Here is a 14,016-nt window from a genome sequence, read left to right as displayed (position 1 = left end):
CCGATATGCCATCCCCAGATCCTCTTCAAACGTCTCTTAGAGAATCGCAGATTCGCGATTTACGCAAAGCTCTCGCACGCGGGAGAGGCTCAGACCGAACTAGCGGCGAGATCAACTTCGCCAATTCGCACGAGATGCCAGCTAGATCTTGTTGTTCTCAGCCGCGATCCCGAGCCGCCGGACGATCTCCGTCCCCACGGCCCGCGCCTCAGGCCTCGAACCGATGCGAGGACTGCGAAACCGTTGCCCCGACTGCAATCGGATCACGACGATGCAGTGCTCGTCCTCGGACCGGCCGCGGCGCTCGACCGTGATCGTCTTCACGTCGCGCCCTTCGATGTGGTCGGCGCGCAACGTGCCGTCGCCCCACAGGCGTTCGACTCGGATATCGCCTTGGCGGATGATCCAGAAAGCGCCGGTCGCAAGATTGGCATATCTGTGCACGCCGAAAGCGGCGATCGCGCCGACCGGCAGCAGCATGATATCGACCGGCCCGGGCGACAGGCCACGCCAGAGCCTGTAGGCGTAGGGAACGGCGCACAATGCGACGACGATCAGCGCGACGATCCTGATGTCCCTCGTGGAAAACGGCTCGAGGGGGTCACCGAGACGCATCTCGGGATTGCTGGCATCGAGCGGATTGACCGGAGACTCGACATCGGGAACGTCGAATTGAGCGGCGATCCGCGCCACCGTGTCGTGCACATGCGTGACGTCGGCGATCGGCGGCGACGTCAGGCGTTCTCCGGAGGCCAGCGTGAAGGCCAGCTGAAAGCGGGCTTTCGCCCTCTTGCTGCCGGGAACCTGCAATCCCCTGATGTCGTCCTTGGCAACGATCCGCGTCCGCAGTTTTCCGAACGGGCGCTGCTCCCCGATCAGGATCTCGTCCGACGTGATGATCCACACCACCGCCGGCGCCAGCATGATGATTCCGACGAACGCCGCTCCCACCAGCAGCGCGACCACGGAGATGATCACTTCCAGGAGGTCGTGCGTGAACAGGCCCGGCGTGAAGCACAGCGCCACGGCGGCCGCAAAGCCGGACATGACCAGCCGCTGCGCGATCGAGGCGCCTTCACGAAGGCGAATGTCGGGGCTGCTGGTGGCGTCGTCCATCGCGGGCGCTGATCTCTGTCGGCGCGAAACTCCACGGACGGGTCCGTGGAGTCAAGCAGCGGCGGGCGAGCGGTCCTCGCCGGACGATCTGATCAATTCGGCGCAAGCCATAGCCTGAGACCGAACGAAATGATGGTGACGGCGCTCACCCCGCCGAGCCAGAGAACGGCGAACCAGATCAGCCGCCGCCTCAGCGGCATCAGTTCTGCTTTGCGCGACATCAGTGATAGCCGCTCCCGGCCCGGACCTTGCCGCGGAAGACCCAGTAGGCCCAGCCGGTGTAGCCGAGGATCAGCGGCACCAGTCCGGCCACGCCCACCAGCATGAAGAGCTGGCTGTTCCGCGGCGCCGCCGCCTGCCAGATGGTGATGCTCTGCGGCACGATATAGGGATACATGCTGATGCCCAGCCCGGCATAGGACAAGGCGAACAGCACCAGAGACAGCAAGAACGGCCGCGAGTCCTGCTTTCGGGTGAGACTGCGCATCAGGAGCGCGCTCACGGCGGCGACGGCGATCGGAACCGGCGCGGCCAGGACGATGCCTGGCCAGGCGAACCAGCGTTGTGCGTATTGGATGCTGAGAAAAGGCGTGGCGATGCTGACCGACGCGATGGTCGCAAGCATCGCGAACAGCAGATACCAACTCAGCCGGTAGGCCTTGTCGCGCAGGGCGCCCTCGGTCTTCAGGATGAGCCAGTTGGCGCCCAGCACGCAATAGCCGATGACCAGGGCGATCCCGGTCAGGAGGCTGAACGGCGTGAGCCAGTCCCACCAGCCGCCGGCATAATGCCGCGCCTCGACCTGCACGCCCTGCAGGATCGCCCCGAGCGCGATCCCCTGCGCCAGCGTTGCCACCAGAGAACCGGCGGCAAAGGCAATGTCCCAGCGGTTTCGTGCTGCGGTGGTGCGCCAGCGGAATTCAAAGGCGACGCCGCGGAAGACCAGGCCGATCAGCATCGCGATGATGGGCGTGTAGAGCGCCGGCATCAGCACCGCATAGGCGAGAGGAAAGGCGGCCATCAGGCCGCCGCCGCCCAGGACCAGCCACGTTTCGTTACCGTCCCAGACCGGGGCGACGCTATTCATCATGACGTCGCGGTCGGCCTTGGCGGGAAACAACGGAAACAGCATGCCGAGGCCGAGATCGAATCCGTCCATCACGACATAGACGAACACCGCGAAGGCGATGATGAAGGCCCAGACTGTCGCGAGATCGACGGTGGCGATCATGACGGCGCACCCTGTGCCGCAGCGCCCGAGGCCGGCGTGATGCCGGCGGCGCGCGCCGGTATGTCGCCGCGCGGCCCCTGCTCTCCCTGGTGAGGCGAGGCCGCCATCAGGCGCAGAATGTAAATGGCGCCCGCCGCGAACACGATGAAATAGACGATGACGAAGGCCAGCAGCGACGACCCCACCGCCGGCGCGGCCAGCGGCGAGACGGCGTCCACGGTTCGCAACAGGCCGTAGACCGTGAAGGGCTGTCGGCCGGTCTCCGTGGTGATCCAGCCCGCGAGCACCGCGATGAACCCCGCCGGGCCCATGTACAGCGCGAAGATATGCAGCGGACGGGAGTCGAACAGGGTGCCGCGCCAGCGTGCCCAGAGGCTGAACAGCCCCAAGCCGAAGATCAGGAAGCCAAGCCCGACCATGATGCGGAACGACCAGAATGTGATCGGCACCGGCGGCCAGTTTTCGCGCGGCACGGTATCAAGTCCTGCGAGCGGCGCATCGAGGGAGTGCTTGAGGATCAGCGAGGACAGTTTCGGGATCTCGATCGCGTAATCGACCCGGCCGGCGGCCTGATCGGGAAGCCCGAACAGAATCAGCGGCGCACCGTCCTTGTGACTTTGGTAGTGCCCCTCCATGGCCATGACCTTGGCCGGTTGATGCGCCAGCGTGTTGATGCCGTGCTGATCGCCGGCAAGGATCTGGATCGGCGCGACCAGTGCCGCCATCCACATCGCCATCGAGAACATCACCCGGGGGCCGGCGAGATGGTGGTCGCGCAGCAGATGAAACGCGCCGACCGCGCCGACCACCAGCGATGTCGTCAAATAGGCGGCGAGCACCATGTGCACGAGCCGGTAGGGGAAGGATGGATTGAAGATCGCCTCGAACCAGTCGGCGACCACGAACTGGCCATCAGAATTGACGGCGTAGCCGGCCGGGGTCTGCATCCATGAATTGGCGGAGAGGATCCAGAACGCCGAGATCAACGTGCCGATCGCCACCATCAGCGTCGCAAGGAAGTGCAGCCTCGGGCCGACGCGTTCGAGACCGAACAGCATAACGCCGAGGAAACCGGCTTCGAGGAAGAACGCGGTCAGCACCTCGTAGGCCATCAACGGACCGATGACCGGTCCGGTCTTGTCGGCAAAGGCCGACCAGTTGGTGCCGAACTGGTAGGACATCACGATGCCCGACACCACGCCCATGCCGAACGTGATCGCGAAGATCTTCAGCCAGTAGTGAAACAGGTTGAGGAAGACCTCGCGGCCGGTCCACAGCCAGATGGCCTCAAGCACCGCGAGATAGCTGGCGAGCCCGATCGAGAACGCCGGAAATACGATGTGGAACGACATCGTGAACGCAAACTGCGCGCGCGCAAGCACGATGGGATCAAGATTCGACAGCATCGGCGCTCCCGTACAACACGACAATCGTGACGACGCGGGCGCCGATCTGGCAGCTCAGCTATGCCATCGCGCCCGGCCACTGCATGGATGACTCATGCCGCGTGCGCATCCTATAGGACTCTTTGTCTAAGCTGTAAGACATCAGCTATTGGCGTTCAGCAGCTTTGCCACGGTGCGGTCGATCTCGTCATAGCGGCCTTCGCCCGCGTGCTGGAACACGATCTTGCCGTTCTGGTCGATGATGTACTGCGCCGGCCAATACTGGTTGCTGTAGGCGTTCCAGGTCCTGGAATCATTGTCCTGCGCCACCGGATAGGTGATGCCGTGCCTCTTCAGCGCCGCCTGGACATTGGAGGCCGAGCGCTCGAACGGGAATTCCGGCGTGTGCACGCCGACCACGACGAGACCCCGGTCCTTGTACTTGGCGTAGAGCTCGGTGACGTGCGGCAGCGTGTTGACGCAGTTGACGCAGCCATAAGTCCAGAAGTCGACCAGCACGACCTTGCCGCGGAGGTCGGCGAGGCTGAGCGGCTTCGAGTTGAACCAGTTGTTGATGCCGGTAAAGTCGGGCGCAGTCTGCTGGCTGGCGGCAGCGGTGACGACAGGGACGGCGCGCGCGGCCTCGTCGCAGATGCCGGGGATGACGGCGCCTGTCACGGCGATGCCGATCAGTGCGGCGGAGACGGCGAGCAGCTTGAAAGTCATGGACGAGTCCTCCGGTTGAGATGCGCGATGATCACAGGCCGATCTGGCCGGTGGGATAGAAGCCGGTGAGCCACGCCACGATCAGCGTGTCGTATTGGAAATAGGCGGCGAGCGCGAAGCCGATCACGACGACGCCAAAGCCCTGCTGCAGCCTCGGCGAAATGCGCGCGAGGCTGCGCACCCGCGTGGTGGCGGCCTGCCCGCCATAGGCAATCGCAAGCATCGGAATAGCGGCGCCGATCGCGTAGGCGACCAGCAGCGTGCCGGCCCAGGTTGCGTTCTTCGTCGTGGCGACCAGCGTCAGGATCGAGCCGAGCACCGGGCCGGCGCAGGGCGTCCAGACCAGGCCAAGCGTGGTGCCGAGCACGAGTCCGCCGAGCGCGCCCTCGCGCTGCGTGGCGCCGGAGTTGCCGAGATCGAGCCAGCCGTTGAGCCGGATCGACAGCCATTCGAACGGCGCCGGCCACAGCATCAACAGGCCGAAGCCGAGCAGCAGGATGGCTGCCGCCTCGCGCAGCACGTTCGGATCGAAATCGAACAGCCGCGTGATGGCGCCGAGCAACAGCGCGGTCGCGGAGAACGAGATGACAAAGCCGAGCGCGATCATCGCGGGGCGCAGATGCGAGCTGCGACCGATCGAGGCGCCGAGCAGGATCGGCAGCATCGGCAGCGTGCAGGGCGCGGCGATGGTGAGGATGCCGGCGAGAATCGCGAAGAGAAGTTCGAGCATCGGGGGCACTCGTGAAGGGGGTCACGAGGGCTGTTCGGGATAGATGTGTCGGACGTTACGCCGCGTCACACGTTCGTGACGGGCGCGGCTGCGGGCCGCAACGATGGTGCGTTCCCTCCCCCCTTGTGGGGGAGGGTTAGGGAGGGGGGTAGCCCAGGAGATGGTCTACCCGTCTGGCATCATGCCGCGCCTGCAAGTCGAGAGAGTCCCCGTGTGGCCCCCTCTCCCTGCCCCTCCCCCCACAAGGGGGGAGGGAATGAGAGAGACGTGCCCGCCTCACTCAAGCGCACCGCCGCAGCCGTCCACCCCAAACACAAAACGACCCGGAGGGGGGCATCCCGTCCGGGTCGTTGGAGGTCTTGGGAGGTTTAACGAAACCGTATGTGAGCTTTATAGGAGGGAAGTTTTTCCGCCTGATGTTGTGCTTTGTTTCAATTGTTTCGTCGGCGGTAACACTTCCGTGTCCGGGGTAGGGCCAAAACGAACGCCCTATCCCATTGAAATATCTGAACTTCAGGCGGCGAAGCGCTCGACGCCACAGCCCTTAAGCAATTCGGCCAGCTGCTTGCGGGCGTAGAACATCCGGGTCTTCACCGTGCTCTGCGGGATGCCGATGATCTGTCCGACCTCCTCCACCGACTTCTCATGGTAGTAGACGAGGGTGATGATTTCGCGATGCGCGGGTGACAGCTTCTGAACGCAGGCGCGCAGGATGGCGCTGGTGTCGCTGCGGTCGAGCGAGGTCTCCGGCGTGTCGCAACCGTCGGCGATCTGGCGCACGTCTTCCTGATCGATGTCCTCGAAGCGACGCTGGCGCATCGCGGTCAGCGCCTTGAAGCGGGCGATCGAGAGCAGCCAGGTCGAAACCTGCGAGCGGCCCTGGAATTGGCCGGCGGTCCGCCACACGTCCAGAAACACCTGGCTGACGAGGTCTTCCGCCGTGGTCGCGTCGCGCACGATCCGCAGGATGAAGCGGTAGACGCGCACATTGTGCCGGCAATAAAGGATGTGCATGGACGTCCGGTTGCCGTCGGCAATGCTTTCGAGAAGCATGTCGTCCGAGGTCGCCTGAGCGGCAATGATGCTCTGGCTGGCTTGGGCGTTGATGGCGATGACGTTCGGCATTGACTTGGCTCCCCGTAGCGCCGCAACCGAGCGGCGTTTCCTTGGACCAAAGTGTTAATGAGCCAACGTTTCGGGACGTCTGCACGAAAAGGAGAAAATGGTTTCGTGCGCCGCCAAATTGTTTCGTCGAATTAGCCGCGACGAAACATTCGGGGCAAAAAAGCGTGGAATTTCAATATACGGAAAATACGGGGTGGGGATGAGGCGACGAGCGGAGGGGCCGGGAACGTATTTCGGGCTTTTGCGTTCGATGTCGCCTCAATCCCAGCTGTCGTCCTGGCCTAGTGCGCAATTGCGCACGGGGGGCCGGGACCCATAACCACGGAGTGGGTTTGGCGAAGACACGAGGGACCAGCCTCGCGCAGCAACTTCTGCTTGGGGTAACGGGTCCTGGCTTTCGCCAGGACGACGATGGGGCCTACGCCTTCTCGCCCGACGGCGAGAACAAATAGCCGCCGCCGCGGATGGTGCGGATCACGGCGGGTTTGGTGGGATCGGGCTCGATCTTGCGGCGGATGCGCATGATGCGCAGGTCGACGGCGCGGTCGAAGGCTTCGGCGTCGCGCGCATTGGCCAATTCCAGCAGGCGCTCGCGCGACAGCACGCGCTTCGGATTGGCCGCGAACACTTTCAAGAGCCCGAACTCGGATGCGGTCAGCGGGTGCTCGTTGCCCTCGTCGTCGCGCAAGGCCTGCGCTTCGAGATCGAGCCACTTCGTCCCGAACCGTACCAATTGCTCCTTGTCCGATTTCGCAGCCGCCGTTTCCGCCACGGCTTTCGCCGGTGCGCTCCGGCGCAGCACCGAGCGGATGCGCGCCATCAGCTCACGCAGCTCGCACGGCTTGGCCACGTAATCGTCGGCGCCGAGCTCGAGGCCGACGACGCGGTCGATCGGGCTCGCCGTCGCGGTGAGCATGATCACCGGCACGTTGATGCGGCTCTTGAGGTCGCGGATGATCGAGAGCCCGTCTTCCTCCGGCATGTTGAGGTCGAGCACGACGAGGTCGGGCATGCTGCCGTCGATCGCCGTGCGCAACGACTTGCCACCGTCGCACAGCGTCACGGTGAAGCCGTGCATCTTGAGGTAATCGCCGACCATCTCCCGGGCCGGGGCCTCGTCGTCGACGATCATGATGTGCTGGCTTTGGGTCATGGTCCTGAGATCACGGGATTTCGGTCGCGGGGAGGGTGATGGTGAAGGTCGAGCCCTTGCCGGGGCCCTCGCTTTCGGCGGTCACCTCGCCGCCATGCATGTCGATGATACGCTTGACGATGGACAACCCAAGCCCGGTCGAGCTCTCGCCGGCGGTCGGTTTTGCCGAAAGCCGCTGGAATCGGCCGAACAGGCGGCCGAGATCCTCCGGCGAGAGGCCGGCGCCCTCGTCGCTGACGCGGACGATGGTGTCGCCGCCCTCATGGCTGACGACGACGCCGATCTTGCCGCCGATCGGTGAGTATTTGATGGCGTTGCTGATCAAATTGTCGATCGCCTCGCGAATGCGGTCGGTGTCGCACATGGTGACGATGTTGACGGGCGCGGTGACGCTGATCGCCTGCTGCTTGTTGACGGCGAGCGGCTGGTTGGCCTCGGCGACCTCCTTGACCAGGGCCGCGACGTCGACCGGCTCGCGGCGGATGGTGATGTCGAAGGCGTCGGCCATCGCGTCCGAGATCAGATGATCGACCATCGTGGTCAGGCGCTTGGTCGCATCGCGGATGTGATCGACCTGGGCGACCACGCCGCCTGACGACGCGCCGGTCGAGATCAGCTCCTTCAGCATCTCGGTGCGGCCGAGGATGACGCCGAGCGGGTTCTTCAGATCGTGCGCAACGGTGCCGAGGATCTCGTTCTTGAAGCCGTTGGCGCGCTGCAGCCGCAGCCATTGCGCCGAGAGGCGGCGGTTGGCCTGCATCAGCGCGCGGGTGCGCTGGGCAACGCGGTCTTCCAGCTGGGTATTGGCGGCCTGGAGCTGCTGGTAGAGGATGACGTTGTCGAAGGCGATCGAGAGCCTACTGGAAAAGATCTCGACCAGCGAGCGGTCGGTCTCGGACAGCTCGCGCTCGGCCTGGAGCAGCACCACGACCTCGCGGCCGCTTCCGGTGCGCAAATAGATCACGCTGCGGTGGTCGGCGAATTCGTTCTTGCGGCCCTGGAACGCGGCTTCCACCATCGCGCGCAGATCGGGATCGAGCGCCTTCGATGAGGTCGTGCCGATGAAGCGGCTGTAGCAGCCGCTGCCGGCGAGCACCGAGAGCTCGGGGTCGATGCCGCCATTGTCGCGCAAGACCAGGATGCCGGCGCAATCGACGTTGAGCAGCGAGGCGAGCTGGGTCAGCACGCCCTCGGCGAGACGTTGCATCGACTTGAAGTCGTACAGCGTCGAGGCCGCGTCGATGATGATCTCGAGCCCGCGTCTTGTCTGCAGCATGCGCTCGAGCTGCTGGTAGGAACGCAGCGCCGCGGTCAGCGAGGTGAACAGCTTGTCGGCGGTGAGCTCGGTCTTGGCCTTGTAGTCGTTGATGTCGTACTGCACGATCACGCGCCGCTCGGGCGCCTGGCCGGGCTGTCCGGTGCGCAGGATGATGCGCACGGTCTCGTTCTTGAGCTCGTTGCGGATATACTCGACCAGCTCGAGGCCGGCGACGTCCGTTTCCATGATGACGTCGAGCAGCACGGCGGCGATGTCGCTGTGCGCGGCCATCAGCTTGCGACCTTCCGCCGCGGAATGGGCGGAGAGGATCTCCAGGCCCTGGCCGTTGAGGTTGTAGTCGGACAGCGCAAAGCGCGTGCCGTCATGCACGGCCGGATCGTCGTCGATGACGGCGATCTTCCATTTCCGGGCGTCAATATCCTCCGATGCGGTACCGGTATCGTCGATCAGGTGGAGGACATCGTCCTGTTCGGCCATTGAGAAGTCCCGTCAGTCTCTGTGCTTTGCCCGCCGCCCCTGGCGACCCGGGGCATGATAATGCGAAATGTGGTGCCTTGTCCCAGCTTGGATTCCAGCATCATGCGCCCGCCGAGCTGCTGGGTGACGAGGTTATAGACGATATGGAGGCCGAGTCCCGTGCCACCTTCATTGCGCCTGGTGGTAAAGAATGGGTCAAAGGCCTGGCGCTGCACGTCGGAGGTCATGCCGGCGCCGTCATCTGTGAAGATGATCTCGACGTCGTCGGCCCCGCGGGGGCGCGCCGAGATCGTGATCGTGCCGGCGCGGCCGTCGGCAAAGGCGTGGTTGGCGGCGTTGAGGAACAGGTTGGTCAGGATCTGGCCATAGGAGCCGGGATAGCCATCGAGCAGCAGTCCCTCGGGCATGTCGACTTGGAGCGTGATCGGCGAGCGCTTCAGTACCGGGCGCAGGCTCGCGATGATCTGGTCGGTGGCTTCGCTCAGTGAGAACTGCCGCCGCTCGGCATGCGAGCGGTCGACCGCGACCTGCTTGAAAGACTGGATCAGTTCGCCGGCGCGCTGCAGATTGGCGACGAGCTGCTGCGAGGCGTCGCGCGAGGACTGCACGAATTCTTCCAGCTGCGAGCGGCGCAGGCCGCCGTCGCCCTTGAGCTGGGCCTCGAAGATCTCGGTGCGCCGGGCAAAGCTGGACGCAACGGTGAGGCTGATGCCGATCGGATTGTTGACCTCGTGCGCGACGCCGGCGACGAGGCCGCCGAGGGCGGCGAGCCTCTCGGCATCGATCAGATTCTGCTGCGCGGCGTTGAGCTCGAGCAGCGCACTCTCGGCCTTCTCCTTGGACGCGCGCAGCTCGTCCTCGGTTTGGCGCTTCGCGATCGCGTTCTCGCGGAACACTTCCACCGCGCGCGCCATGGCGCCAACTTCGTCACGCGCGCGCGTGCCCTGCACCTCGCGGCCGAGGTCGCCGAGCGTAATCGCGCGCATCGCCGCCATGATCTGCTGCAGCGGCAGCCGGATCGACAGCGCAATCAGCACGCCGGCAGTGAGGATGATGCCGAGGAAGATCACGGCGATGGAAAGAACACGGCGGGAGATGTCCGCCAGCGTGCGGTCGAACGTCTCCTGCGCCTTCTGCTCGCGCTGGCGCATCTTGGTGGAGAGATCGTCGATGGCGCCGATCGCCTCGGCCTGGTTGGCGTCGATGGTGTTGCGCAGCAGCTCGGTACGGTTCGTGAGCTGCTCGGAGAGCTTTGCGAAGCCCTCGCGCAGCGCGGCGGTCCGGGCCGCGAGCCGTCGCAGCGCCATGCGCTGGAGGTCGTTGTCGGCGAGATCGATCATCACGGGGATGGTCTTCTCGATCGTCTCGGTGTTGCGGCGGGCGTCGTCGGCCGCACCCGATGACAGCGACAGATAGTAGGAATTGGCCGCGACCAGCATCGCGGTGAAGGCCTCGCGCGACTTGCCCAGCGAAGGCCAGATCAGCGCGTCGCGATGGCCGGTGGCACCTTCGATGATGGAGTAAAGCCCGGCCATGTCCCGGGCCGGTCCCTGCACCTGATCCTCATAGGTCCTGGCGATGGTGGCCTGCACGCCGCGCAGCTCGCCGAAGCCGTTGAGGAAGCGCTCGGTGGTGCGCTCCAGCTCCTCGACCGAGCCCGACAGCATCGGGTCCTTGGCGGCACGGTTGGCCAGCGTACCCAGCACCGCCTCGCGCAGCAGCAGGATCTCGGCGAACAGGTCGGGGCTCGGCTGGTTGATGTAGCGGTGGATCAGATTGTGCAGCCGCCCGGTCTCGCTTTCGAGCAGCGCCAGGATGCGGTCGGACTCGCGCACCTGGCGCACGTCGTCCCAAGCCGAGCCGAGCACCTGCGAGCCGTTCCAGATCAGCCCAACCAGCACGATGACCACGGCGGAGTTCAGCGCCGCGATCGACAGGATGCGCCAGCGGATCGGCACCGCCCGGAGCACGCCGACCAGCCGCGCGCGCAGCCGCCCCATCGGTCCGGGCGACCTGTCTGCATGCTCGCTGTGTCCAAGCCCGGGCAAGTGGCCTCACTCCACCTTGCGGATGCGTTCGATCAGCGCGGCCGCGGCCGGATCCTGCCCGGCCTTGGCGTAGATCGCGACCATCGCGTCCTCGAACGGCTTGCGGTCGATATCCCTGACGATGGTGACGCCCGCTGCTTCCGCCTTGCGCTGCGACTGCTCCTCGAGGTCGCGCCATTTCTCGCGCATGAAGCGGCTGGAGCGCTGCGCGGCTTCCCTGAAGATGGTCTGGTCGTCGGCCGAGAGGCTTTTCCAGGCCTTCAGCGAGATCACCAGCACTTCGGGGCTCATCGTGTGCTCGGTGAGGGCGAGATAGCCGGCATGCTTGTAATGGTCCGTCGTCACGTAGGAGGGCCAGTTGTTCTCGGCGCCGTCGATCAAATGGTTCGTAAGTCCGGCAAGCACCTGCCCATAGGGCATCTCGACCGGCTCCGCGCCGAGCGCGCGGATCATCTGGCTCATCAACTCCGACTGCTGCACCCGGATCCGCAATCCCTTGAGGTCGGCGACGTTCCTGACCGGGCGGACGCCGTTGTAGATCGACCGCGCGCCGGAATCGTAGAAGGCGAGGCCAACGAAGCCATAGGGCTCGAAGCTGCCGAGAATCTCGCTGCCGACCGGTCCGTCCAGCACCTTCTGCATGTGCTCGATGGACCGGAACAGGAACGGCATCGCCAGCACGTTCATCGCCGGGACGAAGTTGCCGATCAGCGCCACATTGGTCCGGTTGAGATCGATCGCGCCAACCCGGGTCTGCTCGATGGTCTCCTTCTCCTCGCCGAGCTGGCGGGAGTGGAATACCTTGACCTCGTGGCGGCCGCCGCTGCGCTCGGCGATCAGGGCGCCCATGTAGCGCAGCGCCTGCACGGTCGGATAATCCTCGGTCTGGGTGTCGGCGGCGCGGAATTCACGCGCAGCGGCTCCCGTCGCGCAGATGGCGATCAGAAGCGCGACGAAAACCACCCCGGTCCGCGAGCGTTCGGCACGGTTCAACACTGGCACACTCAACCCCTCAGTGGTGGAGTCTATGGCGGGAGGAAAAGGTTCAATGCAATCTAGCAGATGGTCGTGGGAAGGCCATCCCGCCCGGCACTGCTGCGTGATTGTGCGGCGCGGCCGGGGCTCATTCCCGGTTGAAACCGCGAATGCCGCGCCTTAAGCAGGGACAGCCGCTTTCGTCGTGCGGCATGGAAAGAGCCATCGTGACTTCAGCATCACGCCTTTTGCAGGTGGTTGCCACCTTTGCGGCCCTCTCATTGGCCGCGCCGGTGCGTGCCGCGACCGACATCGCGTGGTGGCACGCCATGTCCGGCGAGCTCGGCCGCCAGCTCGAGAAGCTTGCCTCCGACTTCAACGCCTCGCAGTCGGATTATCGCGTCGTGCCGACTTACAAGGGCAGTTACACCGAGACGGTGACGGCCGCGATTTTCGCCTTCCGCTCGCGCAGCCAGCCCGCGATCGTCCAGGTCAACGAGGTCGCCACCGCCACCATGACCGCGGCCAAGGGCGCGATCTATCCCGTGTTCAGCCTGATGCGGGACATGAACGAGCCGTTCTCGCTCAATGACTACCTTCCTGCGGTCTCCGGCTACTACACCGATGCGGCCGGCAATCTCTTGTCATTCCCGTTCAATTCGTCGACGCCGATCCTCTATTACAACAAGACCATGTTCCGCGACGCAGGGCTCGATCCGGAGGCGCCGCCGAAGACCTGGCCGGAGCTTGGCGCTGCTGCAAAACGCCTGCGCGATCGCGGCGCGGTGTGCGGCTTCACCACATCCTGGCCGTCCTGGATCCATGTCGAGAACTTTTCGGCGTTCCACAACCTGCCGCTGGCGACGCGGACCAACGGCTTCGCCGCGCTCGATGCCGAGCTGACCATCAACAATCCGTCTCTCGTGCGTCATGTCTCCCAGCTCAGCGAGTGGCAGAAGACCAAGGTGTTCGACTATAGCGGCCGCGGCCAGTCGGCCGAGCCGCGCTTCCAGAACGGCGAATGCGGCATCTTCATCGGCTCCTCCGCGACGCGCGCCGACATCAAGGCGAATTCGAAGTTCGAGATCGGCTACGGCATGATGCCGTATTGGCCCGACGTGAAGGGCGCGCCGCAGAACTCGATCATCGGCGGCGCCACGCTATGGGTGCTGCGCGACCGTCCGCGCGAGGAATACAAGGGCGTGGCGCGGTTCTTCGCCTATCTGTCGCAGCCCGGCGTGCAGGCCGCCTGGCACCAGAACACCGGCTATCTGCCTGTGACCCGCGCCGCCTTCGAGCTGACGCGCGCGCAAGGTTTTTACGAGCGCAATTCCGGCTCGGCGATCTCGTTCGAGGAGATCACGCTGCACCCGCCGACGGAGAATTCGAAGGGCATCCGGCTCGGCTCCTTCGTGCTGATCCGCGGCGCCATCGAGGACGAGCTGGAGCAGGCCTTTGCCGGCCGCAAGAGCGCGCAAGCCGCGCTCGATGCCGCGGTCGAGCGCGGCAACAAGATCCTGCGCCAGTTCGAGCGCGCCAGCCCGGATAGGTAGAGTTCTCAGATTGGACCTCTCTTTAACCGCGAAGGAAGTGCGCTCCCTCTCCCGCTTGCGGGAGAGGGGTGGGGAGAGGGTGTCTCCGCAAAGGGATAATCCCCTAGAGGAGAGGGGGCCCCCCCCCCCCCCCCGCCCCCCCCCCCCCCCCCCCCCCGGGGGGGGGGGCGGGGGGGAGGGGGGGGGGGGGGCGGGGGCACAACCCAGGCGGGCGGGGG

The 14,016-nt window shown here is 65.1% G+C and carries 12 protein-coding genes; 1 reads left to right on the top strand and 11 read right to left on the bottom strand.

What is annotated here, in order from left to right; translation table 11 throughout:
* Positions 1-141 precede the first annotated feature (141 nt).
* From AC0L2J_RS33600 to AC0L2J_RS33550, 11 genes are all read right to left on the bottom strand, one after another.
* The gene (locus tag AC0L2J_RS33600; RefSeq protein WP_473395861.1) at positions 142-1,116 is read right to left on the bottom strand and encodes a hypothetical protein; all 975 of its coding nucleotides are present in this window, start codon (positions 1,114-1,116) and stop codon (positions 142-144) included.
* A gap of 92 nt (positions 1,117-1,208) precedes the next feature.
* Positions 1,209-1,337, bottom strand: a complete 129-nt coding sequence (locus tag AC0L2J_RS33595; protein ID WP_156527192.1) for a DUF2474 domain-containing protein — start codon at positions 1,335-1,337, stop codon at positions 1,209-1,211.
* Positions 1,337-2,347 (bottom strand): cytochrome d ubiquinol oxidase subunit II, encoded by a 1,011-nt coding sequence (gene cydB, locus AC0L2J_RS33590; protein WP_473395860.1) that lies wholly within the window; start codon positions 2,345-2,347, stop codon positions 1,337-1,339. Before cydB ends, AC0L2J_RS33595 begins: the two co-directional genes overlap by 1 nt.
* Positions 2,344-3,753 carry a cytochrome ubiquinol oxidase subunit I gene (locus tag AC0L2J_RS33585; RefSeq protein ID WP_473395859.1) on the bottom strand — a complete coding sequence of 470 codons (1,410 nt, stop codon included), beginning with the start codon at positions 3,751-3,753 and terminating at the stop codon, positions 2,344-2,346. The genes cydB and AC0L2J_RS33585 overlap by 4 nt, the downstream gene beginning before the upstream one ends.
* Before the next feature lie 141 nt (positions 3,754-3,894).
* Positions 3,895-4,458 (bottom strand): thioredoxin family protein, encoded by a 564-nt coding sequence (locus tag AC0L2J_RS33580; protein ID WP_473395858.1) that lies wholly within the window; start codon positions 4,456-4,458, stop codon positions 3,895-3,897.
* Positions 4,459-4,489: 31 nt separating this feature from the next.
* A complete protein-coding gene (locus AC0L2J_RS33575; protein WP_473395857.1) occupies positions 4,490-5,188 on the bottom strand; it encodes a cytochrome c biogenesis CcdA family protein in 699 nt (232 codons plus the stop codon).
* A 513-nt stretch (positions 5,189-5,701) separates the two neighbouring features.
* Positions 5,702-6,313, bottom strand: coding sequence for a sigma-70 family RNA polymerase sigma factor (locus AC0L2J_RS33570; RefSeq protein WP_018456005.1), 612 nt, complete (start codon positions 6,311-6,313; stop codon positions 5,702-5,704).
* A 418-nt stretch (positions 6,314-6,731) separates the two neighbouring features.
* On the bottom strand, positions 6,732-7,466 hold the full coding sequence (locus tag AC0L2J_RS33565) for a response regulator (protein WP_007615817.1): 735 nt from the start codon (positions 7,464-7,466) through the stop codon (positions 6,732-6,734).
* A gap of 10 nt (positions 7,467-7,476) precedes the next feature.
* Entirely contained in the window at positions 7,477-9,222 is a 1,746-nt protein-coding gene (locus AC0L2J_RS33560) for an ATP-binding response regulator (protein WP_473395856.1), read from the bottom strand.
* Positions 9,192-11,222, bottom strand: a complete 2,031-nt coding sequence (locus AC0L2J_RS33555; RefSeq protein ID WP_473395862.1) for a sensor histidine kinase — start codon at positions 11,220-11,222, stop codon at positions 9,192-9,194. The genes AC0L2J_RS33560 and AC0L2J_RS33555 overlap by 31 nt, the downstream gene beginning before the upstream one ends.
* 54 nt (positions 11,223-11,276) lie before the next feature.
* Positions 11,277-12,272: a TRAP transporter substrate-binding protein gene (locus AC0L2J_RS33550; RefSeq protein ID WP_473395855.1), complete on the bottom strand. Its 996-nt coding sequence runs from the start codon at positions 12,270-12,272 to the stop codon at positions 11,277-11,279.
* A 185-nt stretch (positions 12,273-12,457) separates the two neighbouring features.
* Between AC0L2J_RS33550 and ugpB the strand changes: the two genes are divergently transcribed.
* Positions 12,458-13,798 carry a sn-glycerol-3-phosphate ABC transporter substrate-binding protein UgpB gene (gene ugpB / locus AC0L2J_RS33545; RefSeq protein ID WP_007615810.1) on the top strand — a complete coding sequence of 447 codons (1,341 nt, stop codon included), beginning with the start codon at positions 12,458-12,460 and terminating at the stop codon, positions 13,796-13,798.
* Positions 13,799-14,016 lie beyond the last annotated feature (218 nt).

Source organism: Bradyrhizobium sp. MV1.5, from assembly GCF_055807615.1.
Note: the sequence above shows the minus strand (reverse complement) of the source record. Positions and strands in the feature narration are given on the sequence as shown.

What these genes read in the sequence shown, in the direction of transcription:
- AC0L2J_RS33600 (WP_473395861.1), bottom strand. Translation starts at nt 1,116, where the DNA reads ATGGACGACGCCACCAGCAGCCCCGACATTCGCCTTCGTGAAGGCGCC.
- AC0L2J_RS33595 (WP_156527192.1), bottom strand. Translation starts at nt 1,337, where the DNA reads ATGTCGCGCAAAGCAGAACTGATGCCGCTGAGGCGGCGGCTGATCTGG.
- cydB (WP_473395860.1), bottom strand. Translation starts at nt 2,347, where the DNA reads ATGATCGCCACCGTCGATCTCGCGACAGTCTGGGCCTTCATCATCGCC.
- AC0L2J_RS33585 (WP_473395859.1), bottom strand. Translation starts at nt 3,753, where the DNA reads ATGCTGTCGAATCTTGATCCCATCGTGCTTGCGCGCGCGCAGTTTGCG.
- AC0L2J_RS33580 (WP_473395858.1), bottom strand. Translation starts at nt 4,458, where the DNA reads ATGACTTTCAAGCTGCTCGCCGTCTCCGCCGCACTGATCGGCATCGCC.
- AC0L2J_RS33575 (WP_473395857.1), bottom strand. Translation starts at nt 5,188, where the DNA reads ATGCTCGAACTTCTCTTCGCGATTCTCGCCGGCATCCTCACCATCGCC.
- AC0L2J_RS33570 (WP_018456005.1), bottom strand. Translation starts at nt 6,313, where the DNA reads ATGCCGAACGTCATCGCCATCAACGCCCAAGCCAGCCAGAGCATCATT.
- AC0L2J_RS33565 (WP_007615817.1), bottom strand. Translation starts at nt 7,466, where the DNA reads ATGACCCAAAGCCAGCACATCATGATCGTCGACGACGAGGCCCCGGCC.
- AC0L2J_RS33560 (WP_473395856.1), bottom strand. Translation starts at nt 9,222, where the DNA reads ATGGCCGAACAGGACGATGTCCTCCACCTGATCGACGATACCGGTACC.
- AC0L2J_RS33555 (WP_473395862.1), bottom strand. Translation starts at nt 11,222, where the DNA reads ATGGGGCGGCTGCGCGCGCGGCTGGTCGGCGTGCTCCGGGCGGTGCCG.
- ugpB (WP_007615810.1), top strand. Translation starts at nt 12,458, where the DNA reads ATGGAAAGAGCCATCGTGACTTCAGCATCACGCCTTTTGCAGGTGGTT.